Source organism: Streptomyces sp. NPDC096339 (assembly GCF_044762985.1).
Classification (GTDB): Bacteria; Actinomycetota; Actinomycetes; order Streptomycetales; family Streptomycetaceae; genus Streptomyces.
Genome location: NZ_JBIWFI010000005.1, coordinates 12,070 through 36,570, shown reverse-complemented (window position 1 = coordinate 36,570; position 24,501 = coordinate 12,070). Strand labels below are relative to the sequence as shown.

At 70.5% G+C, this 24,501-nt stretch carries 29 protein-coding genes; 15 read left to right on the top strand and 14 right to left on the bottom strand.

The features are described from left to right. The first annotated feature begins 28 nt into the window (after nt 1-28). The 4 genes from ACIQ5Y_RS10260 to ACIQ5Y_RS10245 all read left to right on the top strand — a co-directional run bounded on the left by ACIQ5Y_RS10260 (nt 29) and on the right by ACIQ5Y_RS10245 (nt 2,223). Nucleotides 29-616 carry a hypothetical protein gene (locus ACIQ5Y_RS10260; protein WP_403877625.1) on the top strand — a complete coding sequence of 196 codons (588 nt, stop codon included), beginning with the start codon at nt 29-31 and terminating at the stop codon, nt 614-616. Nucleotides 617-830: 214 nt separating this feature from the next. After that, the gene (locus ACIQ5Y_RS10255) at nt 831-1,259 is read left to right on the top strand and encodes an OmpA family protein (protein WP_403877622.1); all 429 of its coding nucleotides are present in this window, start codon (nt 831-833) and stop codon (nt 1,257-1,259) included. An 8-nt stretch (nt 1,260-1,267) separates the two neighbouring features. Then, nucleotides 1,268-1,741, top strand: a complete 474-nt coding sequence (locus ACIQ5Y_RS10250; protein ID WP_403877619.1) for a hypothetical protein — start codon at nt 1,268-1,270, stop codon at nt 1,739-1,741. Nucleotides 1,742-1,827: 86 nt separating this feature from the next. Continuing rightward, nucleotides 1,828-2,223 carry a DUF3224 domain-containing protein gene (locus ACIQ5Y_RS10245; RefSeq protein WP_403877616.1) on the top strand — a complete coding sequence of 132 codons (396 nt, stop codon included), beginning with the start codon at nt 1,828-1,830 and terminating at the stop codon, nt 2,221-2,223. Here the strand turns inward: ACIQ5Y_RS10245 and ACIQ5Y_RS10240 are convergent. The 5 genes from ACIQ5Y_RS10240 to ACIQ5Y_RS10220 all read right to left on the bottom strand — a co-directional run bounded on the left by ACIQ5Y_RS10240 (nt 2,196) and on the right by ACIQ5Y_RS10220 (nt 5,358). Continuing rightward, nucleotides 2,196-2,471: a Scr1 family TA system antitoxin-like transcriptional regulator gene (locus ACIQ5Y_RS10240; protein WP_403877613.1), complete on the bottom strand. Its 276-nt coding sequence runs from the start codon at nt 2,469-2,471 to the stop codon at nt 2,196-2,198. The two genes, ACIQ5Y_RS10245 and ACIQ5Y_RS10240, sit on opposite strands and share 28 nt — an antisense overlap. 135 nt (nt 2,472-2,606) lie before the next feature. After that, nucleotides 2,607-3,590: a hypothetical protein gene (locus ACIQ5Y_RS10235; protein WP_403877610.1), complete on the bottom strand. Its 984-nt coding sequence runs from the start codon at nt 3,588-3,590 to the stop codon at nt 2,607-2,609. A gap of 291 nt (nt 3,591-3,881) precedes the next feature. After that, the gene (locus tag ACIQ5Y_RS10230) at nt 3,882-4,091 is read right to left on the bottom strand and encodes a hypothetical protein (protein WP_403877607.1); all 210 of its coding nucleotides are present in this window, start codon (nt 4,089-4,091) and stop codon (nt 3,882-3,884) included. Nucleotides 4,092-4,302: 211 nt separating this feature from the next. Then, a complete protein-coding gene (locus ACIQ5Y_RS10225; protein WP_403877604.1) occupies nt 4,303-4,500 on the bottom strand; it encodes a hypothetical protein in 198 nt (65 codons plus the stop codon). A gap of 6 nt (nt 4,501-4,506) precedes the next feature. Beyond that, nucleotides 4,507-5,358, bottom strand: a complete 852-nt coding sequence (locus ACIQ5Y_RS10220; RefSeq protein ID WP_403877601.1) for a helix-turn-helix domain-containing protein — start codon at nt 5,356-5,358, stop codon at nt 4,507-4,509. A gap of 265 nt (nt 5,359-5,623) precedes the next feature. Here ACIQ5Y_RS10220 and ACIQ5Y_RS10215 point away from each other — a divergent pair, with 265 nt between their 5' ends. The 4 genes from ACIQ5Y_RS10215 to ACIQ5Y_RS10200 all read left to right on the top strand — a co-directional run bounded on the left by ACIQ5Y_RS10215 (nt 5,624) and on the right by ACIQ5Y_RS10200 (nt 7,894). Beyond that, on the top strand, nt 5,624-6,172 hold the full coding sequence (locus tag ACIQ5Y_RS10215) for an ATP-binding protein (RefSeq protein ID WP_403877598.1): 549 nt from the start codon (nt 5,624-5,626) through the stop codon (nt 6,170-6,172). 53 nt (nt 6,173-6,225) lie between these two features. After that, the gene (locus ACIQ5Y_RS10210; protein WP_403877595.1) at nt 6,226-6,537 is read left to right on the top strand and encodes a hypothetical protein; all 312 of its coding nucleotides are present in this window, start codon (nt 6,226-6,228) and stop codon (nt 6,535-6,537) included. A gap of 99 nt (nt 6,538-6,636) precedes the next feature. Next, nucleotides 6,637-7,164 carry a DUF6584 family protein gene (locus tag ACIQ5Y_RS10205; protein ID WP_403877592.1) on the top strand — a complete coding sequence of 176 codons (528 nt, stop codon included), beginning with the start codon at nt 6,637-6,639 and terminating at the stop codon, nt 7,162-7,164. Between the two features lie 106 nt (nt 7,165-7,270). Next, nucleotides 7,271-7,894, top strand: coding sequence for an NIPSNAP family protein (locus tag ACIQ5Y_RS10200; protein ID WP_403877588.1), 624 nt, complete (start codon nt 7,271-7,273; stop codon nt 7,892-7,894). A gap of 35 nt (nt 7,895-7,929) precedes the next feature. On the opposite strand, the gene ACIQ5Y_RS10195 is transcribed toward ACIQ5Y_RS10200, so the two are convergent. From ACIQ5Y_RS10195 to ACIQ5Y_RS10175, 5 genes are all read right to left on the bottom strand, one after another. Then, nucleotides 7,930-9,384 (bottom strand): hypothetical protein, encoded by a 1,455-nt coding sequence (locus ACIQ5Y_RS10195; protein ID WP_403877585.1) that lies wholly within the window; start codon nt 9,382-9,384, stop codon nt 7,930-7,932. 124 nt (nt 9,385-9,508) lie between these two features. After that, a complete protein-coding gene (locus tag ACIQ5Y_RS10190; protein ID WP_403877583.1) occupies nt 9,509-10,396 on the bottom strand; it encodes a S41 family peptidase in 888 nt (295 codons plus the stop codon). A 51-nt stretch (nt 10,397-10,447) separates the two neighbouring features. Next, nucleotides 10,448-11,089, bottom strand: a complete 642-nt coding sequence (locus tag ACIQ5Y_RS10185) for an HdeD family acid-resistance protein (RefSeq protein ID WP_403877580.1) — start codon at nt 11,087-11,089, stop codon at nt 10,448-10,450. Between the two features lie 201 nt (nt 11,090-11,290). Beyond that, complete coding sequence (locus ACIQ5Y_RS10180) at nt 11,291-13,030, bottom strand: calcium-binding protein (RefSeq protein WP_403877578.1); 1,740 nt, start codon at nt 13,028-13,030, stop codon at nt 11,291-11,293. A gap of 122 nt (nt 13,031-13,152) precedes the next feature. Continuing rightward, entirely contained in the window at nt 13,153-13,434 is a 282-nt protein-coding gene (locus tag ACIQ5Y_RS10175; protein WP_403877575.1) for a hypothetical protein, read from the bottom strand. Nucleotides 13,435-13,878: 444 nt separating this feature from the next. Between ACIQ5Y_RS10175 and ACIQ5Y_RS10170 the strand changes: the two genes are divergently transcribed. Both ACIQ5Y_RS10170 and ACIQ5Y_RS10165 read left to right on the top strand, forming a co-directional pair. Beyond that, the gene (locus ACIQ5Y_RS10170) at nt 13,879-14,955 is read left to right on the top strand and encodes a hypothetical protein (RefSeq protein ID WP_403877572.1); all 1,077 of its coding nucleotides are present in this window, start codon (nt 13,879-13,881) and stop codon (nt 14,953-14,955) included. Nucleotides 14,956-15,056: 101 nt separating this feature from the next. Beyond that, nucleotides 15,057-16,145 carry a hypothetical protein gene (locus ACIQ5Y_RS10165; protein WP_403877569.1) on the top strand — a complete coding sequence of 363 codons (1,089 nt, stop codon included), beginning with the start codon at nt 15,057-15,059 and terminating at the stop codon, nt 16,143-16,145. Between the two features lie 66 nt (nt 16,146-16,211). On the opposite strand, the gene ACIQ5Y_RS10160 is transcribed toward ACIQ5Y_RS10165, so the two are convergent. Next, nucleotides 16,212-16,751, bottom strand: coding sequence for a TetR/AcrR family transcriptional regulator (locus tag ACIQ5Y_RS10160; protein WP_403877566.1), 540 nt, complete (start codon nt 16,749-16,751; stop codon nt 16,212-16,214). Between the two features lie 102 nt (nt 16,752-16,853). Between ACIQ5Y_RS10160 and ACIQ5Y_RS10155 the strand changes: the two genes are divergently transcribed. After that, complete coding sequence (locus ACIQ5Y_RS10155) at nt 16,854-17,306, top strand: nuclear transport factor 2 family protein (RefSeq protein WP_403877563.1); 453 nt, start codon at nt 16,854-16,856, stop codon at nt 17,304-17,306. A gap of 30 nt (nt 17,307-17,336) precedes the next feature. Here ACIQ5Y_RS10155 and ACIQ5Y_RS10150 read toward each other — a convergent pair whose 3' ends face one another. After that, complete coding sequence (locus ACIQ5Y_RS10150) at nt 17,337-18,182, bottom strand: class I SAM-dependent methyltransferase (protein WP_403877561.1); 846 nt, start codon at nt 18,180-18,182, stop codon at nt 17,337-17,339. 211 nt (nt 18,183-18,393) lie between these two features. Continuing rightward, nucleotides 18,394-18,972, bottom strand: a complete 579-nt coding sequence (locus tag ACIQ5Y_RS10145; protein ID WP_403877558.1) for a TetR/AcrR family transcriptional regulator — start codon at nt 18,970-18,972, stop codon at nt 18,394-18,396. Nucleotides 18,973-19,106: 134 nt separating this feature from the next. Between ACIQ5Y_RS10145 and ACIQ5Y_RS10140 the strand changes: the two genes are divergently transcribed. From ACIQ5Y_RS10140 to ACIQ5Y_RS10125, 4 genes are all read left to right on the top strand, one after another. Continuing rightward, nucleotides 19,107-20,696 carry an MDR family MFS transporter gene (locus tag ACIQ5Y_RS10140; protein ID WP_403877555.1) on the top strand — a complete coding sequence of 530 codons (1,590 nt, stop codon included), beginning with the start codon at nt 19,107-19,109 and terminating at the stop codon, nt 20,694-20,696. A 193-nt stretch (nt 20,697-20,889) separates the two neighbouring features. Beyond that, nucleotides 20,890-21,714 carry a polysaccharide deacetylase family protein gene (locus ACIQ5Y_RS10135; RefSeq protein ID WP_403877553.1) on the top strand — a complete coding sequence of 275 codons (825 nt, stop codon included), beginning with the start codon at nt 20,890-20,892 and terminating at the stop codon, nt 21,712-21,714. 135 nt (nt 21,715-21,849) lie between these two features. Continuing rightward, complete coding sequence (locus tag ACIQ5Y_RS10130; protein ID WP_403877550.1) at nt 21,850-22,179, top strand: nuclear transport factor 2 family protein; 330 nt, start codon at nt 21,850-21,852, stop codon at nt 22,177-22,179. A 142-nt stretch (nt 22,180-22,321) separates the two neighbouring features. Next, nucleotides 22,322-22,951 (top strand): hypothetical protein, encoded by a 630-nt coding sequence (locus ACIQ5Y_RS10125; RefSeq protein WP_403877547.1) that lies wholly within the window; start codon nt 22,322-22,324, stop codon nt 22,949-22,951. A 163-nt stretch (nt 22,952-23,114) separates the two neighbouring features. Here the strand turns inward: ACIQ5Y_RS10125 and ACIQ5Y_RS10120 are convergent, their stop codons facing one another. After that, nucleotides 23,115-24,410 carry an ABC transporter substrate-binding protein gene (locus ACIQ5Y_RS10120; RefSeq protein ID WP_403877544.1) on the bottom strand — a complete coding sequence of 432 codons (1,296 nt, stop codon included), beginning with the start codon at nt 24,408-24,410 and terminating at the stop codon, nt 23,115-23,117. Nucleotides 24,411-24,501 lie beyond the last annotated feature (91 nt).

Genomic DNA, 24,501 nt, shown 5'->3' with positions numbered 1-24,501 from the left:
GGCTAACTAGAGACAAGGAACGGCGTACATGAGCATCCAGCACAAGGTGAAGGTCCGCGGGGGAGCGGCCGTTGCGGTTGCGGCGGTCTTGGCCCTCGTGCTGAGTGGCTGTGGCGGAGCCGATGAGAAGGCGAAGGAACCACAGAAGTCCGCTGGGCCTGCGAGCCAGGAGAGCACCTCGCAGAAGCCGGTACCCAAGGGGAGCGGCTCCTCGGTTTCAGCTGAGGTGATTGCAACATCCAAGGGGCCAGCTTCAATAGTCCTGGAAATCACCTCGATTGACCGTGATGCGGACGGATATCTCACCGTCAGTGGTCAGATCAAGAACACAGGCTCGGAAGCTTTCGTACGTACGTCGGAGTGGAACGGGACTGAGAAGAACGCAAGCCCCGCATCAATCGCAGGCGCCACCCTCGTGGACAACGTCGGCAAGAAGCGGTACTACGTGCTGCGTGACACGGAGGGCAGGTGTGCGTGCACCACCGGACTCTCCCGTGTGGGCGCCGGTGAGAGCGTCCCCTTCTTTGCGCAGTTTCCCGCGCCGCCGTCCACCACAACCGAGGTCGTGTTCGGCCTGCCCACGTTTGCCGCGGCCACAGTGAAGATCTCCGGGTGACCCCATGACAACACACCATCGTGCAATCGCATCCACGGCCGTTGTGGCCCTCTTCATAGCCGCGGGGCACTTCATCGGTGCCGGACCTGCCTTGGCTGACGACAAGCCCACTGCGCCGCCACCTATGGAACCGTCCGCCTCTGCGCCCGTACCAGTCAAGCCGGACTCTCCACGACTCAAGCTTCCGCAGGGCGGGACACTCGCGCCCCCCAAGGTGCTCGACCTCGTCGAAGTCGTCGAAGACCTCGGTGGGGAGCAGCGGCGTCAGGAGACGAACCAGACCGTCATGATGGCCCTGCAATCCGAGGTCCTCTTCCCCGAGAACAGTGCCGTCTTCAACGCGCAGGCCGCCGCCCGCATCCAGGCCATCGCGCAGGAGATCAACACCCAGAAAGCCACCCGCATCCGGGTCTTCGGCTTCACCGACGACCAGGGCAGCTACGAACACGGCAAGGAGCTCTCCAAGCAGCGCGCCGACGCCGTCCAGGCCGAGCTCGCCAAGACCGTCACCAACCCCAGCGTCGTCTTCGACGTCCGCGGCTACAGCGAGGACTACCCCATCGCCGACAACAGCACCGAGGAAGGCCGCAAGAAGAACCGCCGCGTCGAGATCACCTTCCCCCGCAGCGTCGGCGGAAGCTGACGGCCGGCATGGGTGTCACGCACGGCCCTGACGACGAGCCTCCCGAGCATCGGCGCTACGCCGAATACCTCCACGCCCTGGAGGCCGTCGCCGAGGCGGACGAGGCCGGGGTCGTGGCGGACGTGCTGCGTGACGAGGATCCCGTCATGGCGGAGAGCGCGGTGGCCCTCCACATGGAGCGGAGGGCCACCGATCTGCTCACCGCGCCCGGGTTCGCCGCGTGGGCCGAGGCCATGGCCCCATTGGTCGCCGGTCGCGCCTTCCTGGTTCGCCGCCTGCACGAGTGGACCCTCCTCAGGGCCGTCGAGCTGGGCGAACCCTGGGCCGCCGACGCGCTCATCGGGGCGTCCGACTGGTTCCAGCGCATGGCCTCGACCACAGAGCTCGTGACCTCGCCCGATGCCCTCGGACTGCTCGCCGAACGGGGGCGCACCCGTCGTGTCCGTACCGCCGCGAGCAGTCGGCTGCGTCAGCTGGGGTAGCCGCGCCGATCGCGCAGCGCGGGGAGTGTCAGTGCCGTGTGCCAGGCTGGTGATTCTCCAGTCGATGGCGAATCGGGGGCACGGAAATGAGCGAGAAGAGCAGCGGAACGTTCGACCTCACATCCTTCGAGCCGGAGGCGCTCGACGAAGGCACGGGCGCCGCGCTCGGGCGGGTGCGGATCACCAAGAGCTTTCAGGGTGGCCTGGTCGGCACGAGCACGGTGTACATGCTGTCGGTGGCCGACTTGGAGGGCGGTCCCGTTGCCTATGTGGCCGTGGAGCGGTTCACGGGCGAGCTCGACGGCCGCAAGGGCTCCTTCGTTCTCCAGCACACCGCACCCGGCAGCGGAGGCGAGCGTCTCGCGATCCGCGTGGTCCAGGGGACGGGTTCCGGTGACCTCGCGGGGATCACGGGCGCCTTGGAGATCACCGTCTCCGAGGACGGAAGCCACTCCTATGCCCTGGAGTACACACTGAGCTGATCGGCACCGCCGCGTTCGCGCCTGCTGGGGCAGTCGGCCGGCAGGCCCTCCGATGGCTCGCGCGTTGCGCTGCGTCCACCGAACTGCAGCCGCAGGGCCAGTTCGTGGACATACCCCGTGTGAAGGGCTGGGGCGTTCCGTTCGAGTACTCGTTGGCGCTGCATGCGATGGGTGAGCCGTAGCTCGACCCGCGACATAGGCAGAGCCGGGATGGCTGAGCGGGATAAGGCTCGGGCGTAGCCGCTCACGTGGTACGGCGAGGACTACCCCACCGCCGAGGAACCGCCGCGTCGAGATCGCCTTCCCCGCAGCATCGACAGCTGAAGGCCGACGCAGAAAAGCGCCGCCGACCGATGTGTCGGCGGCGCATTTCCCGGGCGGTCTCAGGGCGCGTTCGCGCCGAGCTCCTGGTTCGTGGCGTTCGTTGCACCCGGGCTGTTGACGTTCTGGTTGAAGCTGAAGTTGCTGAACATCGAGAAGATGCCGCCGAGGTTGATGAACACGATGGGACTGCCTCCCCCGTTGCCGCCACCTCCGCCGCCGCAGGTGCCTCCGCTGACGTCCGTCGAGTCCGTGGTGGTGTACGAGCTGCTGCCCCCGCCGGAGACCGTCGCCGAGTTGGTGAAGGTGCAGGCCGCGCCCGCCGAGACGTTGACGGTCAGCGTGATCGGGGCGTAACTCTCGCCCGCCGCCAACGGGTCACTCCTCCCGCAGGTCACCGCGCCGGAAGGCATCGAGCACGTCCAGCCCGTGCCGGACACGCTCGCCGGCGTGACTCCGGTCGGCAGGGAGTCCGTCACGGTCACCTCGCCGCTCGTGGGTCCGGCTCCGGCAGCGTTGGACACGGTGAGGGTGTACGTGCCCGTCCCGCCCTGGGGGAATGCGCCGCTGTGCGACTTGCCGATCGACAGCTGCGAGGCGGTGGGCGGAACCGTCGTCAGGACGTCCGCCCGGTCCTCGGCGGAGGCGGGCGCACTGCCGCCGCCCGAGACCTCGGCCTTGTTGACGACGGTTGCCGGGGCGTCGGCAGCCACGGTCACCCTGACGCGGATGTCCCGGTAGCTGTTCCCGGGTGCCAGAGCTTCGCTGATGGTGCAGGTCAAGGTGGCGACCGAGCAGTCCCAGTCAGGGGCGAAGAATCCGGTGACAGTGATCCCGGCCGGCGGGATCTCCTTGACCGTGACCGTCCCGGTGGTTGCCGCAGTGCCCGTGTTCGATACGGAGATGACGTACTCGGCGTTCGCCCCCCGGTGGAAGAAGGGCTGGCCGGGGTGGAACTTGGTGACGGCGAGGACGGGCTCCTCCTGGCGGGCGCCGGACGCCGCGCCGGCGGCGGTCGGCAGGGTGAGGACCAGCCCCAACGCCACCGCTGAGCCAGTCAGACCAGTGAGGCACCGCCGTAGCCTTTGAAATGCCATGCGTGGATTCCCTGTTCCGTGAGACAGCGCGATGACTCCGGTCCACGTGAGAGTGAATGAGCGGAGAGCGAAGTCGCACGGATATCATCATAAGAATTCCTGCTGCGATCCGAATGGGAGCCGTGGTCGGTGAGAATTCAGCCATTCGCCTCGAAAATCTGGAGATGAATGTCCCGCGCCTCCTTGGAGCGGGGACGGCCTCCGGTTCCCCCCCCACCCCCGGTGGGCAAGGGCCCGCACTCAGTCCGCGTACCTCCAGCGTCGGCCTGTCGGCAAGCAGGCGACGCGGGGTGCCACCGGGTCGGCCCGGGCCAGGTCCCGGGCGTCGGCGCCGGACCTGTGGCGGCGGAGCGCGCGGGCGAACGGCTCGTCCCCCATCGCGTCGTGCACCAGGACGAGGACCCGCGCGCCCAGCGCCTTCGCGCCAACCACCGCCTGCTCGGGCGCCATGGCGATAGGCGGCCGGGTGGCGTGCCGGGAGAGGAGCTCGGCCCGTGCTGAGGCACTGGGGGAGTGTGGGCCTTGCTCGCCCCCGCGAGGGACGCGGGCGGCCGGCCGGCGCCGCTCGGGCCGGTTGATCTGGAGCGTGTGGCGCCCGCATCCCGCCGGTCCGGCCCGCATCCCGCCGGTCCGGGGCGGGAAGGCCGGGGCGTAGGGCGTACTAGTCGGCCAGGAGGTGGTCCGCCTTGCCGGCCTTGATGTCCCGGATCAGTTGGCGCAGCGCGTCCGTGGTGTCGGTGAGGTACGTGTCCTCCCGGCCGGCGATGGCGATGTAGCTGTTGCCGTCCCCGTCGACCCCGATCCGGTAGCAGTTGTTGCCTTCGCCGCAGTACGGCGTCTCCCAGCTGATGTCGGCCATGACCCCTCACAGTTCCTTGCAGGCGCGGTGGATGAAGTCCCGGGACGCCGGGGCGTCGAGCGCATTCGCCTCCATCCACCTCAGGTGGCTGCGGTACTTGGACAGTTGGCCTTCGGCATGCATGAATTCCGGTCCGTGCGCCGAGTCGAGCTGGGCCGTGTCGAGTTGCGGCACGACTCCTTCGGCGTACAGCAGGGCGTGTCCGGCGCCGGGGAAGATGCCCTGCGAGACGGGCAGGACCCGGATGGTCACGTTCTCGGCAGTGCTCCGCTCGCTCAGGAATTCGAGCTGGGCGCGGGCCGTCTGACGTCCGCCGAAGTGCATGCGCAAGGCGGCTTCGTGCACGTAGCCCGTGTAGGGCAGTGGGTGCGGGCGGTCGAGTACGCGTCGCCGCTCCTGCCGGAGGGTGACCCGGAGTTCGATCTCCAGCCGGGACAGCTCCGGCAGGACGGCGCCGAAGATGGCGCGCGCGTACTCCTCGGTCTGGAGCAGGCCGGGGATGTGCACGGTCTGCACCGTGTGCAACCGGGTGGCGTGCCACTCCAGTTCGGCGATGTCGAGCATGCCCGCCGAAACCTTGCCCCGGTACTCGTCCCACCAGCCGCGTGTCCTCGGCTGCGCCATCGCCAGCAGTGCGGAGACGTAAGCCTCGTCTCCGTAGCCGTAGTTGGCGGCCAGTGTCCGCAGGCGTTCCGGGCTCAGTGTCCGGACCCCCGATTCGATGTTCGGGATCTTCCCCCGGTCGATGCCGATCAGGCCGGCCGCGAACTCGGCTGTCATGCCTGCGTGCAGGCGCATCTTGCGCAGCTCGGCCCCGAGCCTTGCTTGACGGTACGTCGGAGACGTCCTGGGTGGCATGAGGGCAGTGTGCACGGGATCGGCCCACCCGGTCCATTGGTGGTGCAGACATCACCGGACTATGTGGTGCAGACACCACGCTCTGCCCTACAGTGGGTAACGCACCGCTCACGTACGGCGAATCGAAGTGCATCCCCCACGCGTGCCCTGGGGACGAGCCACGGTCGCCGCGTTGCCGCATGCGTACGGACACACGTGAGCCCTCGTGCGCGTCGAGCTTCCGAAGCCAATCCGTCCGTAAACGCTGACGACTTGGGAGCCGAAGATGCTCACCCCGAATCCGTATTCGCACCCGCACCCGCACCCGCACCCGCACCCGTACGCCTCCGCCTCTGCCTGCCCCGTCGCCCCGGACTCCGGGCCCCGGCCCGGCCTCGACGGTGCGGAGCTCTCGTGCAGCATGACCCTGCCCGCCTCACCCCGCTCCGCGGGCATCGCCCGGCAGGCCGTGCGGGCCGCACTGCGCGCCTACGCGCTCGACCCCCTCGAACCGACCGCCGTGCAGGCCGCCTCCGAACTCCTCGGCTCCGCCTGGCGGATGGACCCGTACGGGGAGCTGTACCTGTCCGTCCGCTACCGCGACGACGCCCTCCGCGTCATCGTCTACGACGGGCACCCCGGCCACGCCCACCCCCGCCTCGCCGCGCTCTGCGAGGCCCGGCGCCGTTCCACCCTCCGGGTGTTCTCGGCGCTCGTGCGCGACCACGGTGGCGACTGGGGGCTCGGCCCCTCCCGGGAGCCCGGCGGTGGGACCCGTACGTGGGCCACGCTGCCCCATCGGGCGCATCAGCCCGATCGGCCGCCGAACGGGTGAGGGAAGATCGTTTCTCCGGTCAACACGGCGTGGCGGTGCGACACCCTGGTGCGATGCGCCTCCGTCACTGCATCGCCGCCGCCCTCACCACCGCCGCACTCGTCGTCTCCCTGCCCGGGTCCGCAGGCGCAGCCACCGGTACGTTCGGCTACATCTCGCCCGAGTCCGGGGGCCTCGACATCATCTCCCCGGCCAACGGCGAGTGCCGGCTCCTCCTCCAGGGCGCGACCAGCGCGCTCAACGGAACCAACGCCACGGCCACCCTCTACTCCGACCGCGGCTGCGAGGAGGTGCTGGCCACGATGGCGCCCGGCGAGGCGCGCGACTTCGCCGGGTCCATCCCGCACAGCGTGATGTTCGGCTGACGGTCGTCCCGTGGGTGCCGAGAGCGAGTGATCGGATCGAGTGTCCCGAGCGGCAAAAACGGATCGACATACTCCGGTACGGCGCTCGATGATGTGCCCATGCCCCCGAGAGAGACCCTTGCCCGAGTCGATGCGGATCTGGCCGCCGGCCGCGTCCCCATGGCGCGCCAGCGTTTGCGCGGTCTCGTCTCGTCCTTTCCGTACGACCTGACGCTCCGCCGCCGTCTGGCCGAGGTCTACCGGCTCTACGGCGACGCCGCCGAGGCCGGCCGCTGGACGTACCTCGAAGAGGACCGCGACGTCGACGAGACCGCCGCCTTCGAGGCGCGGTACGGATCTCCGTGGTGGCGGATGAGGGCCCTTGCCTGGCGCGGTCCCGAGGCGATGGCCGCCACCGCCTTCGCGCAGGGGCAGCTGGCCGCGGTGCGGACCGCCTGCGCCGAGGCGCTGGGGCACTCCGTCGACTGGGACGACCCGGACTCCTACCAGGACGGCCCGGAGGAGGAGTGCGAGGTGCCTTCCGTGGGGTGGTCGGTCAGTGGAGTGCTGTTGGGCGCCGGCGGCGTGGTGGCGGTCCTCGCGTTCCTCGCGGTCTGGGTGAACGGAATCGTGGCCCTCTTCCGCTGACCCGGGCGCGGCCGGGTCGGCGGAGCCGCCGCCCCGTCGTACGGAGGCCGATGGCCCGGCCGGTTCCTGACAGGAGGTGTCAGGAACACGCCTTAGCTTTCCGGGCATGAGCCTCATCGTCGAACTCCGGCAGTACACCCTCCACCCGGGCGCCCGGGACACCCTGATCGACCTCTTCGAGCGGGAATTCGTCACCGGGCAGGAGGCGGCGGGCATCACCATGGGCGGCCGGTTCCGGGACCTGGACGACCCCGACCGCTTCGTCTGGCTGCGCGGCTTCCCCGACATGGAGGCGCGGGAGCGGGCGCTGCACGCCTTCTACGGCGGTCCCGTCTGGCAGGCCCACCGCACCCGGGCCAACGCGACCATGGTGGACTCGGACGACGTACTGCTGCTGCGCGGGCCGGGCTTCGCCGCCCCGAACGCGCGGGACGCCGAAGGCCCGGTGGTCGTGACCGTCTGCCACCCCCACGACACCACCGCCTTCGCCGACCACTTCCGGCGGCACCTGCACCCCGCACTGACCGACGCCGGGACCCCGCCGCTCGCGGTGCACCGCTCCGAGCACGCGGAGAACACCTTCCCGGCGCTGCCGGTCCGGACCGGTGAGGACGTCCTGCTCTGGTTCACGGCGGGGAAGGCGCCGGCCCTTCCGGACCTCTCGGCCCACCTGGAAGCGGCTCCGCGGCAGATCCGGCTGGAGCCCGTACGGGGGCCGCGGCAGGCCTGAGGCGCGTTCGCGGAGCCATCGGCTCGCGGGAGCCGTCAGGCCGGGCCCAGTTCCGGGTCGCGGGTCGCACGGACCTCCCAGCGGCCCGTCCGGTCCGAGAGGGCCGCCCGGCGGCGCACCAGGAAGACCCAGGACGCCACGGCGACGGCAGCGGCGAGTGCGGTCGTCAGCCCCGCGGCGAGCTGGGACATCGGAACCGTCAGTACGAGGACGACGAGTCCGTAGGACAGCGCCGTGCCTCCGAGCCAGGGCCAGTGGGCCCCGGGCACCACGGCGGTGGGCCAGGGGGAGAGCCGGGTGCGGCGCTCCGGGTCGGGCTGTACCGGGGTGGCCGGCTCCAGGATCCGCTCGAAATCCTCGCGGCCCATCTTCAGGAAAGCCACCTCTCCCTCGTCGGTGACGAAGGCGACGGGCTGCTCGCCGTTGCGGATCAGCCGCCAGTTCCGGGCGCCGCACAGCCACCCCGGTCGCTCGCCCATGCGCGCCGCGAGGAGGGCGAGCCCGGCCGGTTCGAGGGCCGGATTGCCGATCAGCAGCTCGGAGCCGTCCTCCAGCGCGAAGCGCAGCTTGTGGTCCGACCGCACCCGGACCGTGCCGTCCACCGTTCCGAACGTGGTGTGCTCGTTCCGCCGGGCCGCGGTGATCCGTGCCCGTACGGCGGGCAGCGCCGCCCCGGCGGCCGCGTCCGAGCGGAGGGCCCGGAGGGCGGGGTCGGACGGAGGGACCCGGACGAACATCAGCGACCCGAAGAATGTGAGGACCGCTGCGATGACGAGGCCGATCCAGGTGGTCGTGGGCGTACGGGAGAACGCGGACGCAGAGTGCGACTCCAGGTACCGCTCGACGTTGCCGGGACCGTCCACGACGCCGCCCAGTGCGGGCGCCGTCGGTGCGTACAGCACCAGGACGGATGCGCCCTTGAGACCCCCGGTGACGGTCTGGATGTGCCCGTTCGCCACTTCGAGCCGTGTGGTGTCCGAGCTGCCTCCCCCGAGGCCGGGCACGGGCACGGGCACCTCGACGGTGACGTCCGCGGTGGCCGGCATCTCCTTGTACGCCTTCTTCTTCACCTGCTCGACCTTGACGACGGTGCCCCACGCCACTTCGGCGCCGGCCTCCTGTATCGCCGCGATCCGCTTCAGGTCGTCACCGTCCGGGCGGCTCATCAGCTCGGCGACCACGACCACCGCGGGCAGTACCACCACCACGGCCAGCAGCAGGGGAAGGAAGTCCCGGAACGGCCTCCTCCACGGAAGCTTGGCCGCCGGCGCCGGTACCGGTTCGACCTGCCCCGGCGGGGTGACCGGGATCGGCCGGGAGCCCGACCACACCCACCCCGCGGCCGACGCCAGGGCCAGAGCCCCGAGCGCGACCACGTCCGGCCGGTACACCGATACGCCCGCATGGAACAACAGCGTCCACAGGGTCAGCGCTGCGAACAGCAGCGCGCCCCCGCCCAACAGCCTGGTCCCCCAGACGTTTCTCCCCATGATCGCGAAACTATCAACCCCGTTGCGAGCGAAGGCCGGTGGGCCGTGCGCGCCGGCCGGAGTCCGGAGTCCGCCGGGAGCCTCCGCGGTGACCGCGGGAGGGGCGGCGCCACGGGTCCCCCCGCTAGCGCTCCAAGGCGACCTTGAGGGCTTCCTCCAGGGCCCGGTCCGCCGGTACCGCGATGTCGGGGACGACGCCCACGCCCTCCCAGTTGGTGCCCGTCACCGGGTTGATGCTCCGCGCCGTCGGCACCGTCACGAGGACGTGCTCGGCGACCGGGTGGCGGGCCGTCGGGTGGGCGCCGCCGCGGGTGGTCGCGCCGACGACCACGGCGCGGCCGTGCGCCTGGAGGGTGTACGCCACGTCCTCGCCGCCGGAGAACGTGTTCTCGCTCGTCAGCACGTACACCGGGCGGCCGTCCGCGTAGCGCGGTCCGGGCAGGTGGGCGGAGGTCCAGAACTGCCGGGTCGAGTCGCTGCACCGGTCGTAGATGTCGTTCAGGTGCACCTGGTCGTCGGGGAAGAAGTGGCTGTTCCACAGCGCCGCCCCCTCCGGTGACCCGCCGAGGCACGCCCGCAGGTCCAGGATGAGCGCGGAGCTGTGCGCGACCAGCCGCATGGCCGCGCCGATCGCGTTAGCGCCCTCGGCGGCGGTCGCGATGCGCCCGAGCGCGATGAGGCCGACGTTCCCTTCGAGGTGCTCCACGCGGCGGATCCCCTGGTTCTCCTTACGGAGGAGGGCCAGGAAGGCGGCTTCGCCCCCGTCGTCGTGGACCGGCTCCAGCGACTGGGGCTCTTCGCTCCACAGCAGCCGCAGGTGCTTGTCGGGGCAGACCTCCTGGAGGTGCGCCGTCACCGTTTCGCACAGCGCACGGTCGTCGAGGCCTTCGTACGCGCCGGAGGCGATCCGCGCCCGGATCGCCTCGTCGATGGTCGCGACCTTGTCGGGGAAGACGTAGCCCGCGGTGATCCGGGCCAGGGCCTGCTCGACTGTGTGTTCGTTTGTTGGCATGGCCGGTCATGCTAAGCGGACGTCACCCCGATGACGAGTGGGTTTTCCGTTTCAGTCCGGAGGCATGGCCGGACGCGGGGGCGTGCCCGTGGGCGGTACGAGGTGACGGGTCGCGGAGCGCAGGACGAAGGCCATCACGACCTCGAACACGCCGAGCAGCACCAGCCACAGGCCCAGCAGCCGTGTCAGGGCGACCGCGGAGTCCACCGGGAAGCAGAGCACGACGATGCCGGCGACGACGCCGAGGATGCCCAGCCCGATGGTCATGCCGCGGTGCACGAGCGAACGGTCGGCGATCGCGACGTACGTCGTGAGCACTCCGGTCAGGAGCCAGAAGATTCCGACGATCAGGGACAGCGCGCCGATCGTCTGCATGGGGTGCCGCAGCACCAGGACTCCGGCCAGGATCGCCAGCATGGCGATCAGGACGCCCGCCAGCCTGCTGCCGCCCCCGTCGCGGCTGTGCGTGAAGGCCGAGACGAACCGGAAGCCACCCACGACCAGGAGCTGCAGACCGATGATCACGGCCAGGATGTGCAGGGTCTCGTCGGGCCAGACGAGGATCAGGATGCCCGGGATCAGGGTCGCGAGGCCGACGCCGAGCGCCCAGTGCCACGAGCCGCCGATCTGCTTGAGCGTGTCCTCGGGGTCGCTGTGGTTGTAGTGCGATCCCGTGTCGGGGGATACGGCCATCACCGCCTCCTGGGCTAGCCGAACGGCCCGCTGGGGCACCTCGTAGGCGCCGGACGGGCCTTGTCTACCCTTCACGGCCATTTTAGGTCGGTTCGGTATGACTTGCCGATCCAAGGGGTGCCGCGAAGTACGGAGGAGGCGCCGGAGAACGGGTGCGGCGGCGAGCCGGATGACTCGCCGCCGCACGCGTGCGCCGAGGAGCTACGGCCGGCGGGGGACGGTGGTGGTGGGGTCGGTGGCGGTGTGGAGGGTGGAGTCGCCCCCGCCGGTGACGGTGGCCGTGTTGGTGACCGTGCCGGGGGCGTCGCGGGCGACGCGGACCTGGAGGGTGATGGGCGGGTAGTCGTTCCCGGCGGCGAGGGCGTCGGAGCGGGTGCAGGTGAGGGCGGCCCGCGGGCAGTTCCAGCCGGGACCGGTCATCCGGGCCACGGAGAGTCCCGCCGGGAGGGTGTCCCTGACGGTGACCGTGCTGCCATCGGTCGGGGCGGACCCGCGGTTGCCGACGGTGATCGTGTACTGGCCCCGCTGGCCGCGCGTGAAGTTTCCGGCATGGGACTTGCCGATGGTCAGGGAGGGCTGTTGGGGCGGGGTACTGCCGCCGTTCTGGTAGCGGACGAGCGCGAAGTCGCTGGTGACCCCCGACGCGTGCCCGGCGGCGACGATCTTGCCGTCGGCCTGCACGGCCACCGCGTTCGCCCCGTCGTTGGCGCCCGCGAAGTCGGTGGTCACCTTGCCGTCCGTGTCGAAGGTGGTGTCCAGGGCGCCGTCGTCGTTGTAGCGCGCCAGCGCGAAGTCGGCGCCGCCGGAGCTGCTCTGGCCGGCCGCGATGATCTTGCCGTCGCCCTGCAGCGCCACCGCGGCCGCACTGCCGGTGGTGCCGAAGCCCGTGGTCAGCCGGCCGTCGGTGTCGAAGGTGGCGTCGGGGCTGCCGTCGGCGTTGTAGCGGGCCAGGGCGAAGGTGAAGGTGCTGCCCGAACCGGTCAGGCCGGCGGTGACGATCTTGCCGTCGGGCTGCCTGGCCATCCCCCGGGCCTGGTCGAGGGCGCCGAAGTCGGTGGTCACCCTGCCACCGGTTCCGAAGGTGCTGTCCAGGGTGCCGTCGCTGTTGTACTGGACGAGCGCGAAGTCGTCGGAGCCGAAGCCGTTGGCCGAGCCCGCGGCGGTGATCCTGCCGTCCGCCTGCAACACCACCCCTGCAGCCTGGTCGAGGCCGCCCGAGAAATCGGTGGTCACCCTGCCGTCGGCGTCGAAGTCGGTGTCCGGGCTGCCGTTGCTGTTGTACCGGGCCACCGCGAAGTCGTAGGTGCCGGCCGCATTGCTGAGGCCGGCGACGACGATCCTGCCGTCGGGCAGCAGCGCCACCGAGCGGGCCTGGTCGACGCCGCCGAACTGGGTGGTGACCTTGCCGTCGTTGTCGAAGGTGGTGTCCGGGCTGCCGTTGGCGTTGTAGCGGGCCACGGCGAAGTCGTCGTCGCTGTGGCCGGCGACGACGATCTTCCCGTCCGGCTGGACGGCCACCGCCTGGGCGTCGCCGCGCAGGTCCGTGGTCAGCCTGCCGCCGGTGCCGAAGGTGCTGTCCGGGGTGCCGTTGGCGTTGTAGCGGGCCACCGCGAAGTTGTGGACGCCGCCACCGACACCGCCGGTGTCGGTGAGGCCGACGGCGATGATCTTGCCGTCGGGTTGTACCGCCACCCCGTTGACCTGCTCGAAGCCGCCGAAGTCGGTGGTGACCCTGCCGCCCGTGCCGAAGCCGGTGTCCGGGTCGCCCGGCGCCGCCAGCGCCACCCCGGGAAGGGCGAGCGCCAGGGCCGCTCCGAGGGCCGCGGCGACCGGGGCCCTGCTCTTCCTCGACCACGGCCGGCCCGGGGCGTGTCCGGTGCGTCGTCCCCGTACGAAGGGAAGTCCGGCAGGAAACGTGGACGTGGCGGTGGTCGTGGTCATTCGCGCTGCCTTTCAGGTGTGTTCCTCGGCGCCCCGGGCGGTCCCGGGCACTCCTCGGCCACACCTCTTCCCCGTCTTCCTGACGGTGTTTCACGGGTTGGGCCGAGTGGCGGCCGACCCGGCTACGGGATCAGGTGGTAGAAGATCTCGCTGACGTGCGTGTCGAACGGCGGCGCCCCGAGTTCCCGGGCCGCGGGCATGATCCTGTCCTCGACGAACCGCCGGTAGTCGGCCTCCGACTCCCATACGTCGACGACCATCCAGCCGCCCCGTTCGTCCGGTGACGCGGTGTGGACGAGGAGCCCGGCCGGCGGGTTCCCGGGGTCCGGGAGCACGCGGTCGTGCAGGGCCTGGTAGAGCTCCCGGGTCCATTCCGCACCCCGGTTGTAGACCAGAACTGCCATCTCGGTTCCTCGATTCCTGAGCGGAGGGGGGACGGGGGTCCGCCCGCGACGCTACGAGTCCGCCCGGGCCCGGACGGGCCGTGACACCCCTCCCTACGCCGTATGCCGGAACGCCCAGCCCACCGGGACGGCTGATCGTTAAACCATGCATTTGCTACTTGAAGGTAAGAATCTCCTATGTAGATGCGGCGTTAAAGGACTGCTAGAGTCCGCATGCGCCGCTCCGGACAGGGTGGCGAGATGGCTGGTCCGAACCTTCGTCTGCCCCTCAGCGGCCCACATCCGCCAGGCAGACAGCCGTTGTGATGCCGTGTCAGTTCCGCACCGACGACGCCCCTACCCCCGCCTCCGGACAACGCTCCGCACCGCGCCGCACCGCGCCGAGCCGCCTACGACCGCGGCCCACCGCTCGTCGCCCACCGCCCGTCAGATGGGGAGATCCACATGAACGCAGGACTTCTGCGCCGTTTCGCCACCGGCAGGACGCTCGTGCTCGGTGCCGTACTGGCCCTGGCCGTGCCGGCGACCGCCTACGCCAACACCGTGAGCGTGACCGTGAAGACCCCCGGGGCCACCAGTGGCCCCGCCTCCGGCAACTCGGAGATACCGACCCACGCGGACTGTTCCAGTGGCCTGATCTCCGGAGGCGGCGTCAACCAGGCCATCGGCACCGGCTCGGGCGTGAACGGCAACCACGTCAACGGCACTTCGCCCAGCTCCGACGGCACCACCGAATACACCGGCTCCACCGGGGTCGTCGGCACCGACGTGACGCACTGGCTCGGCATCGGCGGGAGCGGGGGCCAGGTCAACGCCTCCTTCTCCACCACGCCCTACGCGATCTGCTTCACCAGCAACCTGATCAACCACACCCAGGTCGTCATGAACAAGGCCAACACCCCCACCACCGGGGCCACCGTGGGCCTCGTCGTGGCGACCTGCCCGGCCAACACGCGCCTCCTCGGCGGCGGCGCCCGCACCACCCCCGGCAACACCGGCAGCTACAAGACCATCGCGAGCTTCCCCACCTTCAACAACTCCGCGCACGACTACGGCCAGAAGGCCGCGGCCGGCGGAGAGACCAACCCCGACTCCTGGGCCGCGGTCGGCTGGGACGGCAACAACAACAGCGCCAACCACACCTACGCCTACGCGATCTGCAGCGGAAGCGGCATCAGCGTCGGCGGAGCCACGGTGACGGTCCGCCACACCGAGGTGAGCGGCCCCACCACCGGGAGCACCGGTCAGACCGCGACCGTGGGCTGCGGCCAGAACGACGGGAAGCTGGTCAGCGGCGGCGCCGCGGTCAGCGGGGGCAGCGTGACCACCACCGACTTCACCGGCCCCGGTTCGGGCGGCGACCACCTCAACGGCAGCTTCCCCAGCACCTCCGGCGGCGCCGCGGTCGGCGACGGGACCACCACGGCGGCGTACTGGACGGCCTCCGCCCACACCGGCGGACAGAGCTCGCCCGGCACCTACACCGACGCATGGGTGCTGTGCGCCAACGACGGCGTCTGAGCCGGTAGTCGCCGCAAACCGTCCACGCGTCCACGCGTCCACGCGACCGCGCGTCCACGCGACCGCGCGTCCATGCGCAAGGAAACAAGAGAGAGAACCCCATGAGCACGAAACTCCGGCGGAGCTCCGCCACGGCCAAGGCGCTGCTCCTGGCCGGCCTGCTGACCGTCGCGGTGCCGGGAGCCGCGTACGCCAAGACGGCCGACGTCACCGTCGTCACCCCCGGGGCCACCATGGGCCCCGCGACCCCCTTCACCGGGGTCACCTCGCACGCCGACTGCCCCGACGGGCTCGTCTCCGGCGGCGGGGCCGACCAGGCCATCGGCAACGACGAGATGTCCAACGGCAACCACGTGATGGGCATGGTGCCCAGCGCCGACGGCGCCACCGAGTACACCGACACCCCCGGGGTCGTCGGTACCGACGCCACGCACTGGATGGCGATGGGCGGAAGCGGCAGCCGCAGCAGCGAGGCCTTCTCCACCACCCCGTACGCGATCTGCCTGCGGAGCAACCTGATCCGGCACACCCAGGTGGTCATGAACAAGGCCTCCGGGCCCACCAGCGGGCTGTCCTCCAAGCTCGTCACGGCGACCTGCCCGGCCAACACCGTCCTCATCGGCGGCGGCGCCCGCACCACCCCGGCCAGTGTCGGCAGCCTCAAGCCGATCGCGAGCTTCCCCACCTTCAACGACGCCGCGCACCACAACGGCTCGATCGCGGCCGGCGACGGCGAGCGCAACCCCGACTCCTGGACGGCGGTCGGCGGGATCGGCGGCGGACGCGGCGCGGACAACATGACCTACGCCTACGCGATCTGCAGCACGGACGACATCGACCTCAAGCACGTCGCCACGACGGTCCGCTTCACCGAGGTCGACGGCCCGAACACGGCCTCCACGGGCACGACGGCGACGACCGGCTGCTCCCGCGAGGACGGACGGCTGGTCAGTGGCGGCGCGGCGATCAGCGGCGGCAACGTGACCACGACCGACTTCAGCAAGGCGACCTCGGGCGGCCCCCACCTCAACGGCAGCTTCCCGAGCGACGCCGCCGGCACCCCGTTCGCCGACGGAAGCACCAACCCGTCGTACTGGACGGCCGCCACCCACAGCGGCGGTTCGCCCTCCCCGGGCAGCTACTCCGATGTGTGGGCGCTCTGCCTGGACGTCCAGCACGGCCACAAGTAGCCGACAGCCCCTCGCCCCGGTCGGGCCGCCCCCGGTTCGGCCGGCCCGGGTTCGGCCGGCCCCGGTTCAGCCGGTCGCGGTGAGGAGCCGCTCGGCGGCCTCCCGCGCCCGGTGGGCCGGCTCCGGGCCGGGGTCGAAGGCCGCCACCACGGTGGCGCCCTCGACCAGGATCAGCAGCTGGTCCGCGAGCCCCGGGCGGTCCGGTCCGGCCAACTCGCCCAGCAAGGTACGCAGTGCCGCCTTGTGGCGGCGTACGACGTCCATCACCGCGGCCGGGCCGGTGCCCAGCTCCCCGTACGCGTTCAGGAACGCACAGCCCCGGAAGTCCGGCTCGCAGAACCACCCCGCCAGCCAGTCGAAGACGGCGGGCACCGGCTCCGGGGCCCCGGCGACGGCGTCGCGCAGACTGCGCGTCCAGCGCTGGTCACGCCGTTCCAGATAGGCCGTGACCAGGGCTTCCTTCGCCGGGAAGAGCCGGTAGAGCCGCTTGAGGGGGACGCCGGACCCGGCGCGGATGCGGTCCATGCCGACGGCCTGGATGCCCTCCGCGTAGAACAGCTCCTCCGCCGCGTCCAGCAGTCGGGTGCGGGCCTCTTCGTCGTCCATACGGGCAGGGTAGTCCAGATTCCCTTGCGGGGAGAACGCTCGTTCTCTAAGGTGTGAGAACGAGCGTTCTCCTGTCGTTCCCGCCGAAAGGGATGGATCACCGTGCCCGAGACCCAGGCCGACACCGACACCCGCACCGACACCGCCGTGCGCCCGCCCCTGCCGCCCTTCACCGCGGAGTCCGCCCGCGCCAAGGTCCAGGCCGCCGAGGACGCCTGGAACAGCCGGGACCCCGAGCGGGTCTCCCTCGCGTACACGGAGGACTCCGTCTGGCGCAACCGCGACCGGTTCCTCACCGGCCGCGCCGAGATCCGCGAGTTCCTCGCCGGGAAGTGGGAGCGCGAGCTCGACTACCGGCTGCGCAAGGAGCTGTGGGCGTACACGGGCAACCGCATCTCCGTCCGCTTCGAGTACGAGTGGCACGACGCCGACGGCCAGTGGTACCGCAGCCACGGCAACGAGCAGTGGGAGTTCGCCCCCGACGGCCTGATGAGCCGACGGGAGGCGAGCATCAACGACGTCCCGATCGAGGAGGCGGACCGCCGCCTCGGCTAGGCCGCCGCCTCGGCTAGGCCGCCGCCTCGGCTAGGCCGGTGCGGGGCCTGTCCGGCGCCGCGCGACGACCTCCATGCCCACGCGGTGGCGCTCGCTGACCGCGTAGTGCAGGGGCTCGAAGCCGTGCTCCTCCAGCAGGGAGTAGAGGCGGGCGCGGCTGAAGTTGTGGAAGTGCTCCAGCTCCCCCCAGTAGGGGTTGGCGTTGCGCGCGTCGAGCAGGCGCCAAGCCGCACAGCCGTAGCTGGGCATCGACGCGAAGAGCACGCCGTCCTCCCTCAGCAGCCGGTGCGCGGCGGCCAGGCCCCGGCCGGGGTAGGGCATGTGCTCCAGCACGTCGGTCAGGCTGATCACCGAGTACCGGCCGGACCCGTCGAGGGCGGTGAGGTCGGCGCAGTGGGCGTCGATGCCGAGCGCGCGCAGCCCCTGGGCCGTGGCGGGGCGCAGGACGAGGCCTTCGGGGCGAAAGCCCCACTCCTCGGCGGTGAACAGCAGCGATCCGTTCCCGGAGCCGGCGTCGAGCCACGTGGCGGTGCCGGTGCCGTCGGAGACGTAGCGGGCGACGCGCTCGACGATGCGCGCGGAGACGTAGCGGTTCTGCTCGAAGTCCGCGCCCGGCTGCTCGTTCGGGTGGGTCGAGGAGAAGACCTCCGCACGGGCCTCGTCCGTGAAGTAGCCCTCGGTGAAGACGTGTTCGCACGCGCCGCACCGCATCCACACCATGAGCGGCGAGACGACCGGCTTGTACAGCGCATGGTGTGAGCAGTCGCCCGTGCGCAGCTCGGAGATGTCGGACGCCGAGCAGAGCGGGCAGGTGTCGTACGGGTGACGCGACTTTCCGGGTGCGGGGGTGGTCGTGGTGACCGTGCTGGCGGACATGCCCGGAACGTACAGGCCGCCCCGTCCGGCCACGTGATGCCACGCGATGCCGTGCTGGGCCCATCGGCCTGTCGGCCTATCGAACTGTCCGCCCATCGGTCTGTCGGCCCATCGGTCTGTCGGACGGGCCGGTACGTCCTGCCGCGGCCCGTCCGCACGCGCCCCACGTGCCGCACGCCCCACGTGCCGCGCGCGCCCCACGCGCCGCGGGCTACGGCACGCGGTGGGCCTGGGTGATGAGGTCCGTGGCGACCTCCAGCGCGGCCAGCCGGGTCTCCTCCGGGTCGGCCTCCACGTGCTGGAGGAACATCATCCCGGCGTGCAGCGTGAACAGGGCGCTGACGCAGCGGACCTGGTTCGTCACCGGGCCGTCCTCCGTGCGCAGCAGCTCGGTCAGCCGGAAGAGCCGGGCCTTGACCGTCTCGCCGATGCTCAGCTCGCGCGTCGTCGCCTGGTTCTCGTGCATGAAGCGGTAGAGCGAGGCGCCGGCCGCCATCGCCTCGCTGTAGCGGCGCAGCACCTCGCGCTTGGTCTCCAGGGTGCGCGGCTGCTGCTCGGCCCACTCGATCAGCTCGTCGATGGGACGGGTCACGTCCTCGAAGAGGCTGATGATGATGTCTTCCTTGGTCTTGAAGTGGTAGTACAGCGCCGCCTTCGTGACCTCCAGCCGCTCCGCGATCTCGCGCAGCGACGTCTTCTCGTAGCCCTGCTCGGCGAAGAGCTCCAGTGCGACGTCCTGGATGCGCTGACGCGTGTCGCCACGGCGGCGCTGCGGACTGCTGCTGGACATGACTCTCCTCAGACTTACTTACTTGACGCCCGGCAAGTTACGGGTCTACCGTCCCCAGTGTAGTGAACTAGCCGGGCGGCAAGTAAGTGCCGGTGAACGAATAAGTACCAGAAGAAGTACACGGGGAGTGGAACATGGTGGACGTGGCGAAATCGGCCGGGACCTCGGAGGAGGTGAAGCCGCGCAGCGTTCGGGTCGTCCTCATGGCCCTCATGATCGCAATGTTGCTGGCCATGCTCGACAACATGATCATCGGCACCGCGATGCCCACGATCGTCGGCGAGCTCGGCGGTCTGGAGCACCTCTCCTGGGTGGTCACCGCCTACACCCTGGCCACCGCGGCCTCCACGCCGATCTGGGGCAAGATCGGCGACATGTACGGGCGGAAGGGCTCCTTCCTCACCTCGATCGTCATCTTCCTGATCGGTTCCGCGCTCAGCGGCATGGCCCAGGACATGGGCCAGCTGATCGGCTTCCGTGCGATCCAGGGCCTCGGCGCCGGCGGTCTGATGGTCGGCGTCATGGCGATCATCGGCGACCTGATCCCGCCCCGTGAGCGCGGCAAGTACCAGGGCATGATGGCCGGCGTGATGGCCCTCGCCATGATCGGCGGCCCGCTGGTCGGCGGCACCATCACCGACCACATGGGCTGGCGCTGGTCCTTCTACATCAACCTGCCGCTCGGCGCCGTCGCGCTCGCGATGGTGACGGCGGTGCTGCACCTGCCCAAGCGGACGGACCAGGCCCGTCCGAAGATCGACTACCTCGGCGCGGCGCTGCTGACGGTCGCGATCACCTCCACCGTGCTCGTCACCACCTGGGGCGGCACCGAGTACGCCTGGGGCTCCGGCGAGATCATCGGCCTGATCGCCCTCGGCGTCCTGTCCATCGCCGCCTTCGTCTACGCCGAGACCAAGGCCTCCGAGCCGGTCATGCCTCTGCACATCTTCCGCAGCCGCAACTTCACCCTGATGTCCGTGATCGGCTTCCTGGTCGGCTTCGCGATGTTCGGCGGCGTGCTCTACCTCCCGCTGTTCCAGCAGTCCGTGCAGGGCGCCTCCGCCACCAACTCGGGCCTGCTCCTGCTGCCCATGCTGCTCTCGATGATGGTCGTCTCGCTGATCGCGGGCCGCATCACCACCAACAGCGGCAAGTACAAGATGTTCCCGATCATCGGCGGCGCGCTCATGGTCGTCGGGCTGTTCCTGCTCGCGACGATGGACACCGACACCACCCGCCTGGTCTCCGGCCTCTACATGGCCGTGCTCGGCGCCGGACTCGGCTTCCTGATGCAGATCACCATGCTCGTCGCGCAGAACAGCGTCGACATGAAGGACATGGGCGTCGCCTCCTCCTCGGCGACCCTCTTCCGTACGCTCGGAGGCTCCTTCGGCGTGGCCCTGATGGGCTCGCTGTTCACCAGCCGGGTCACGGACACCATGTCCGAGCGCCTCGGCCCGCAGGCCGCGAACGCCGCCGGCTCCGCCCAGCTCGACGCCGCGAGCCTGGCCAAGCTGCCGGAGGCCGTGCGCGAGGCCTACCAGCACGCGGTGGCGGCCGGTACGCACTCCGCGTTCCTGCTCGGCGCGGCCATCGCCGTACTGGGCTTCCTGGCGGCATGGTTCGTCAAGGAGGTCCCGCTGCGGGGCGCCGGCCCGGCTCCGGCCGGTGACGCGGAGGGCGGCAAGGTCGCCCCGGCCCAGCAGGAGTCGCTCGCCCACTGACGGGTGACGACGGCAGACCGACAGCCCGGCCCCGGTGGACCAACGGATCCACCGGGGCCGGGCTTTCGTCTCGTCACACCAGTCCCATCTGTCCCATTATCCGGATTTTATGGCCCAATTGGCTGGAACCTCCCCGCTGTCGCGATCGTCCTGATCCACAGGACGCTGACAAGGCGGATGGGGAGTGGGCAGCATGAACAAGCAGGGCATCCGGGCCCGTGCGGCCGTCGTGGCCTCGGCCGTCGCCGTGGGGGCGACGGTGTGGGGAGTGGCGGCCTTCGTCGACTCGGGACACACGACCTCGCACCGGAACGTGTCACGGCAGCAGGACACGGACGCCGGCGCCGACGCGAAGGGTGACCAGGCGTCAGGGCGGCAGCCGCAGCAGCAGCCGCAGCAGCAGGGGATACCCGAGTCCATAGCCCACGCGTCGGAGGGCGGCGCGGACGCGGTCAACATCACCATCGACGACGGCCCCGACCCCCGATGGACCCCGAAGGTGCTCGACGTGCTCGAGAAGTACGACGTGAAGGCGACCTTCTGCATGATCGGACCGCAGGCCAAGGCCCACCCCGACGTGGTCAAGCAGGTCGTCGCGGCCGGGCACCGGCTCTGCGACCACACCATGAACCACGACACGTCCATGGACAAGAAGCCGCTCGCCTACCAGGAACAGCAGATCCTGGAGGCGAAGAAGCTGATCGAAGAGGCCGCGGGCGGCGGCGCGAAGGTCGAGTACTACCGCGCTCCCGGCGGCGCGTTCACCCCCGACAGCCGCCGCGTCGCCGCCGCGAACGGGATGCGCCCGCTCGGCTGGAACGTCGACACCAAGGACTTCGAGAAGCCCGGCACGGCCGCCATCGTCGACGCCGTGAAGCGCGAGATCGGCAACGGCCCGACCGTGCTCTTCCACGACGGAGGCGGCAACCGCACGCAGACCGTCGAGGCGCTCGACCAGGTGTTGGCCTGGCTGAAGGACCAGGGCCGTCCGACCGGCTTCCCGGCCCGCACCTCCTGACCCGCACCCCGCCTGACACGCCGTCCGGCGGCGAACGGGTGAGGGTCGACCGCGCGGAGGGGCGCCGGGTGTTCCCTGGTCCGGTGCGTACGAACGTACGCCCACCCGCCCGCCGGAGCCGCCAGGAGGCCCCCCGTGACCATCGCCCCCGCCAAACTCTCCGACCCCGTGGTCGGCGCCTTCGTCAAAGCCGTCAACGCGCACGACAAGGACGCCTTCTTCGCCGTCCTGACCGGCGACGCGACCATGTCCGACGACGGATCCGACCGCGATGTCGCGGACTGGACCGACAGGGAGATCTTCTCCTCCAACGGCCACATGGACGTCGAGACCGAGGCGGACGGCGGCCGTTCCCTCGTCGTCAGCTACCGCAACGACACCTGGGGCGAGATGCGCACCGCCTGGCGGTTCGTCATCGCCCCCGGAGGCGGAAAGATCAGCCGCTTCGAGACCGGCCAGGCCTGACCTCCACAAGGTCAGAGCCCCGCCGGCACCACCTTCAGGACCGGCGCCGGTCACGGGATGTTCCGTGGTCCGCGGGCTCCCGTACGGGTGAATGCGCGCCCGGCGTCGTTCCGGCCCGCCGCGGGGCCCCGTTGGACCGGGCATGAAGCGCACCCGCACCGCAGCTCTCGCCCTCGCCACCGCCGCGGCGGCCCTCGCTCCCGCCCTCGGGCAGGCGGCCACCGCCGCCGAGGTGGCCTCGTACCTCCAGGACCCGTCCAACGGCGAGAAGGCCATGAAGTCGATGTGGACCAAGGACGAGATGCACAAGGTGGAGGCCCAGTTCCGCTTCCACCCGGGCATCCAGTACAAGACGGTCACCCGCCCCGGCCCCGAGGCCGCCCCGGACTACGAGCGGCAGGCTCCCGACCCCAAGACCCTGGCCTGGCAGCCGGGCTACGAGTTCGCGTGGGCGGTGTCGGAGTCGACGGTGGTCAAGAAGACGCTGACGACCAAGGAGGGCAGGCACCCGATCGTCGTGCACGCCGTCCTGCGGCGCGCCGGGGACCGCGCCAAGGCGGGGGAGGTGCACCAGGAGCTGACGGGGAAGCCGGCGACGGGGCGGGCGAAGGTCGCGGGCGGCAAGCGGATCGCGTGCGACACCGGTGAGTACACGGTGGAATGGTCCGTCACGCGCAAGGGGTACGGGACGCTCACGGGCACGCTGCGCTGGGACTCAAGCTGCGAGCAGTACCGCACGGCGTTCGCCGAGGACCACGGTCGTCAGCGCTGACCGACGGACCGGGTGACGGAGTGGATGTGGCCTGTCGCCCCGCGCACCTTGTGGGTGCTTCGCGGGCGACCGGGCCGCGGCCTCGGATCGAGTGCCGGTATGGCCATCCTGCCGCAGGGGGTGTGCCGTGGCAGGGGGCGAAAGTCCCGGATCAAGGGGCCCTTCAGTTCTTCTTCTTGGAGGCCTCGGTCGCCTTCGCGGCGATCTCCTCCAGGACGGCCTTCGGGTTGCCGTTGGAGTCGACGGCGCGTCCGATGTTGCGCTTGATCGTGTCGCTGACGGTCACCCAGTTCGGGTCGTTCACCGGGTAGAGCTGGGCGCCGCGCAGCGCGGTCAGGAACTGCGTGTCGCTCTGCGCGATGCTGCCGTTGTTGCCCGCCACGGCGCGCGAGGCGGAGGTGGTGGACGGCAGCAGGTGGTACCGGTTGGCGAAGTCCGACAGGTTCTTGTCCTGGTAGAGGAAGTCCAGGAACTGGCCGATCGCCTTGCGGTTGCCGTTCTGCTTGAACGCCATCATCCAGTCGGCCACGCCGACCGTCGGAGGGGTCTCCCCGGCGCCGAGGTCCTCCGAGACCGGCATCGAGACGGCGTTGACCTTGATGCCCTTGGCGCGCGCCTCGTGGAGGAGCGAGGGGTAGCCGTTGACCATGCCGACTTCGTTGTTCAGGAAGGCGGCGAAGGCGTCGGCACGGTTGAGCTGGGACGGCGCGACGGGCCCCGTCAGACCGGCCCCGACCAGGTTCTCCTTCACCCAGCCCCAGGTCTTGACGTTCTGCTCGGAGGCCAGGCTGTAGTTGCCGCTGCTGTCCGCGTAGCCGCCGCCGTTGCTGAGCTCCCAGATCAGCGCCTCGGCGTGCGCCTCCTCCGGGCCCAGGGGCATCGCGTACGGGAACTTCACGCCCTGCTTCTTGAGCGCCGTCGCGGCGGTCTTGAGTTCGGTCCAGGTCGTGGGGGGCTTGGCGCCGGCCTTGGTGAAGAGCGCATCGTTGAGGAAGAGCAGGCGGCTGCTCGCCACGAAGGGCAGACCGTAGAGGGTCGACCCGACGGAGCCGGCCTCGGCGAGGGGCTGCAGGAAGTTCGCCTCGGCGCTGACCGAGAGGAGCTCGTCAGCGGAATAGAGCTTTCCCTGCGCCGCGAAGTCGGAGTACGAGCCCATGAGGGCCATGTCCGGCGCCTTGCCGGCATTGACCAAACGAGAGACCTCGCGGTCGATGTCGGCCCACGGCTTGAGCTCCACCTTGACCTTGATGCCGGGGTGGGTGGCGGTGAAATCGGCCGTCACCTTGTCCCAGAAGGCCCTTGAACTCGTGGCCGGGTTGTCGCCGTATTCGGCGGCCACCAGGCGCAGCGTGCCCTCGCCGTCCGAGGCGTCCCCGGAGTCGCCACCACATCCGCTCAGAGATACCAACAGACCGAGCACGACCGCGGTGGCGGGCGCTCCGGAAATCCTTCGTCGCACGGGCGTAATCCCCTGAATTTCTTTTGGATGTCGATGCTACTTATGAGTCACTCCGGGCTGGCGTGTCCTTCCATGGCCCGTTGGCCGGAAT

What these genes read in the sequence shown, in the direction of transcription:
- ACIQ5Y_RS10260 (WP_403877625.1), top strand. Translation starts at nt 29, where the DNA reads ATGAGCATCCAGCACAAGGTGAAGGTCCGCGGGGGAGCGGCCGTTGCG.
- ACIQ5Y_RS10250 (WP_403877619.1), top strand. Translation starts at nt 1,268, where the DNA reads ATGGGTGTCACGCACGGCCCTGACGACGAGCCTCCCGAGCATCGGCGC.
- ACIQ5Y_RS10245 (WP_403877616.1), top strand. Translation starts at nt 1,828, where the DNA reads ATGAGCGAGAAGAGCAGCGGAACGTTCGACCTCACATCCTTCGAGCCG.
- ACIQ5Y_RS10230 (WP_403877607.1), bottom strand. Translation starts at nt 4,091, where the DNA reads ATGGCGCCCGAGCAGGCGGTGGTTGGCGCGAAGGCGCTGGGCGCGCGG.
- ACIQ5Y_RS10225 (WP_403877604.1), bottom strand. Translation starts at nt 4,500, where the DNA reads ATGGCCGACATCAGCTGGGAGACGCCGTACTGCGGCGAAGGCAACAAC.
- ACIQ5Y_RS10220 (WP_403877601.1), bottom strand. Translation starts at nt 5,358, where the DNA reads ATGCCACCCAGGACGTCTCCGACGTACCGTCAAGCAAGGCTCGGGGCC.
- ACIQ5Y_RS10215 (WP_403877598.1), top strand. Translation starts at nt 5,624, where the DNA reads ATGCTCACCCCGAATCCGTATTCGCACCCGCACCCGCACCCGCACCCG.
- ACIQ5Y_RS10210 (WP_403877595.1), top strand. Translation starts at nt 6,226, where the DNA reads ATGCGCCTCCGTCACTGCATCGCCGCCGCCCTCACCACCGCCGCACTC.
- ACIQ5Y_RS10205 (WP_403877592.1), top strand. Translation starts at nt 6,637, where the DNA reads ATGCCCCCGAGAGAGACCCTTGCCCGAGTCGATGCGGATCTGGCCGCC.
- ACIQ5Y_RS10200 (WP_403877588.1), top strand. Translation starts at nt 7,271, where the DNA reads ATGAGCCTCATCGTCGAACTCCGGCAGTACACCCTCCACCCGGGCGCC.
- ACIQ5Y_RS10195 (WP_403877585.1), bottom strand. Translation starts at nt 9,384, where the DNA reads ATGGGGAGAAACGTCTGGGGGACCAGGCTGTTGGGCGGGGGCGCGCTG.
- ACIQ5Y_RS10190 (WP_403877583.1), bottom strand. Translation starts at nt 10,396, where the DNA reads ATGCCAACAAACGAACACACAGTCGAGCAGGCCCTGGCCCGGATCACC.
- ACIQ5Y_RS10185 (WP_403877580.1), bottom strand. Translation starts at nt 11,089, where the DNA reads ATGGCCGTATCCCCCGACACGGGATCGCACTACAACCACAGCGACCCC.
- ACIQ5Y_RS10180 (WP_403877578.1), bottom strand. Translation starts at nt 13,030, where the DNA reads ATGACCACGACCACCGCCACGTCCACGTTTCCTGCCGGACTTCCCTTC.
- ACIQ5Y_RS10175 (WP_403877575.1), bottom strand. Translation starts at nt 13,434, where the DNA reads ATGGCAGTTCTGGTCTACAACCGGGGTGCGGAATGGACCCGGGAGCTC.
- ACIQ5Y_RS10170 (WP_403877572.1), top strand. Translation starts at nt 13,879, where the DNA reads ATGAACGCAGGACTTCTGCGCCGTTTCGCCACCGGCAGGACGCTCGTG.
- ACIQ5Y_RS10165 (WP_403877569.1), top strand. Translation starts at nt 15,057, where the DNA reads ATGAGCACGAAACTCCGGCGGAGCTCCGCCACGGCCAAGGCGCTGCTC.
- ACIQ5Y_RS10160 (WP_403877566.1), bottom strand. Translation starts at nt 16,751, where the DNA reads ATGGACGACGAAGAGGCCCGCACCCGACTGCTGGACGCGGCGGAGGAG.
- ACIQ5Y_RS10150 (WP_403877561.1), bottom strand. Translation starts at nt 18,182, where the DNA reads ATGTCCGCCAGCACGGTCACCACGACCACCCCCGCACCCGGAAAGTCG.
- ACIQ5Y_RS10145 (WP_403877558.1), bottom strand. Translation starts at nt 18,972, where the DNA reads ATGTCCAGCAGCAGTCCGCAGCGCCGCCGTGGCGACACGCGTCAGCGC.
- ACIQ5Y_RS10140 (WP_403877555.1), top strand. Translation starts at nt 19,107, where the DNA reads ATGGTGGACGTGGCGAAATCGGCCGGGACCTCGGAGGAGGTGAAGCCG.
- ACIQ5Y_RS10135 (WP_403877553.1), top strand. Translation starts at nt 20,890, where the DNA reads ATGAACAAGCAGGGCATCCGGGCCCGTGCGGCCGTCGTGGCCTCGGCC.
- ACIQ5Y_RS10125 (WP_403877547.1), top strand. Translation starts at nt 22,322, where the DNA reads ATGAAGCGCACCCGCACCGCAGCTCTCGCCCTCGCCACCGCCGCGGCG.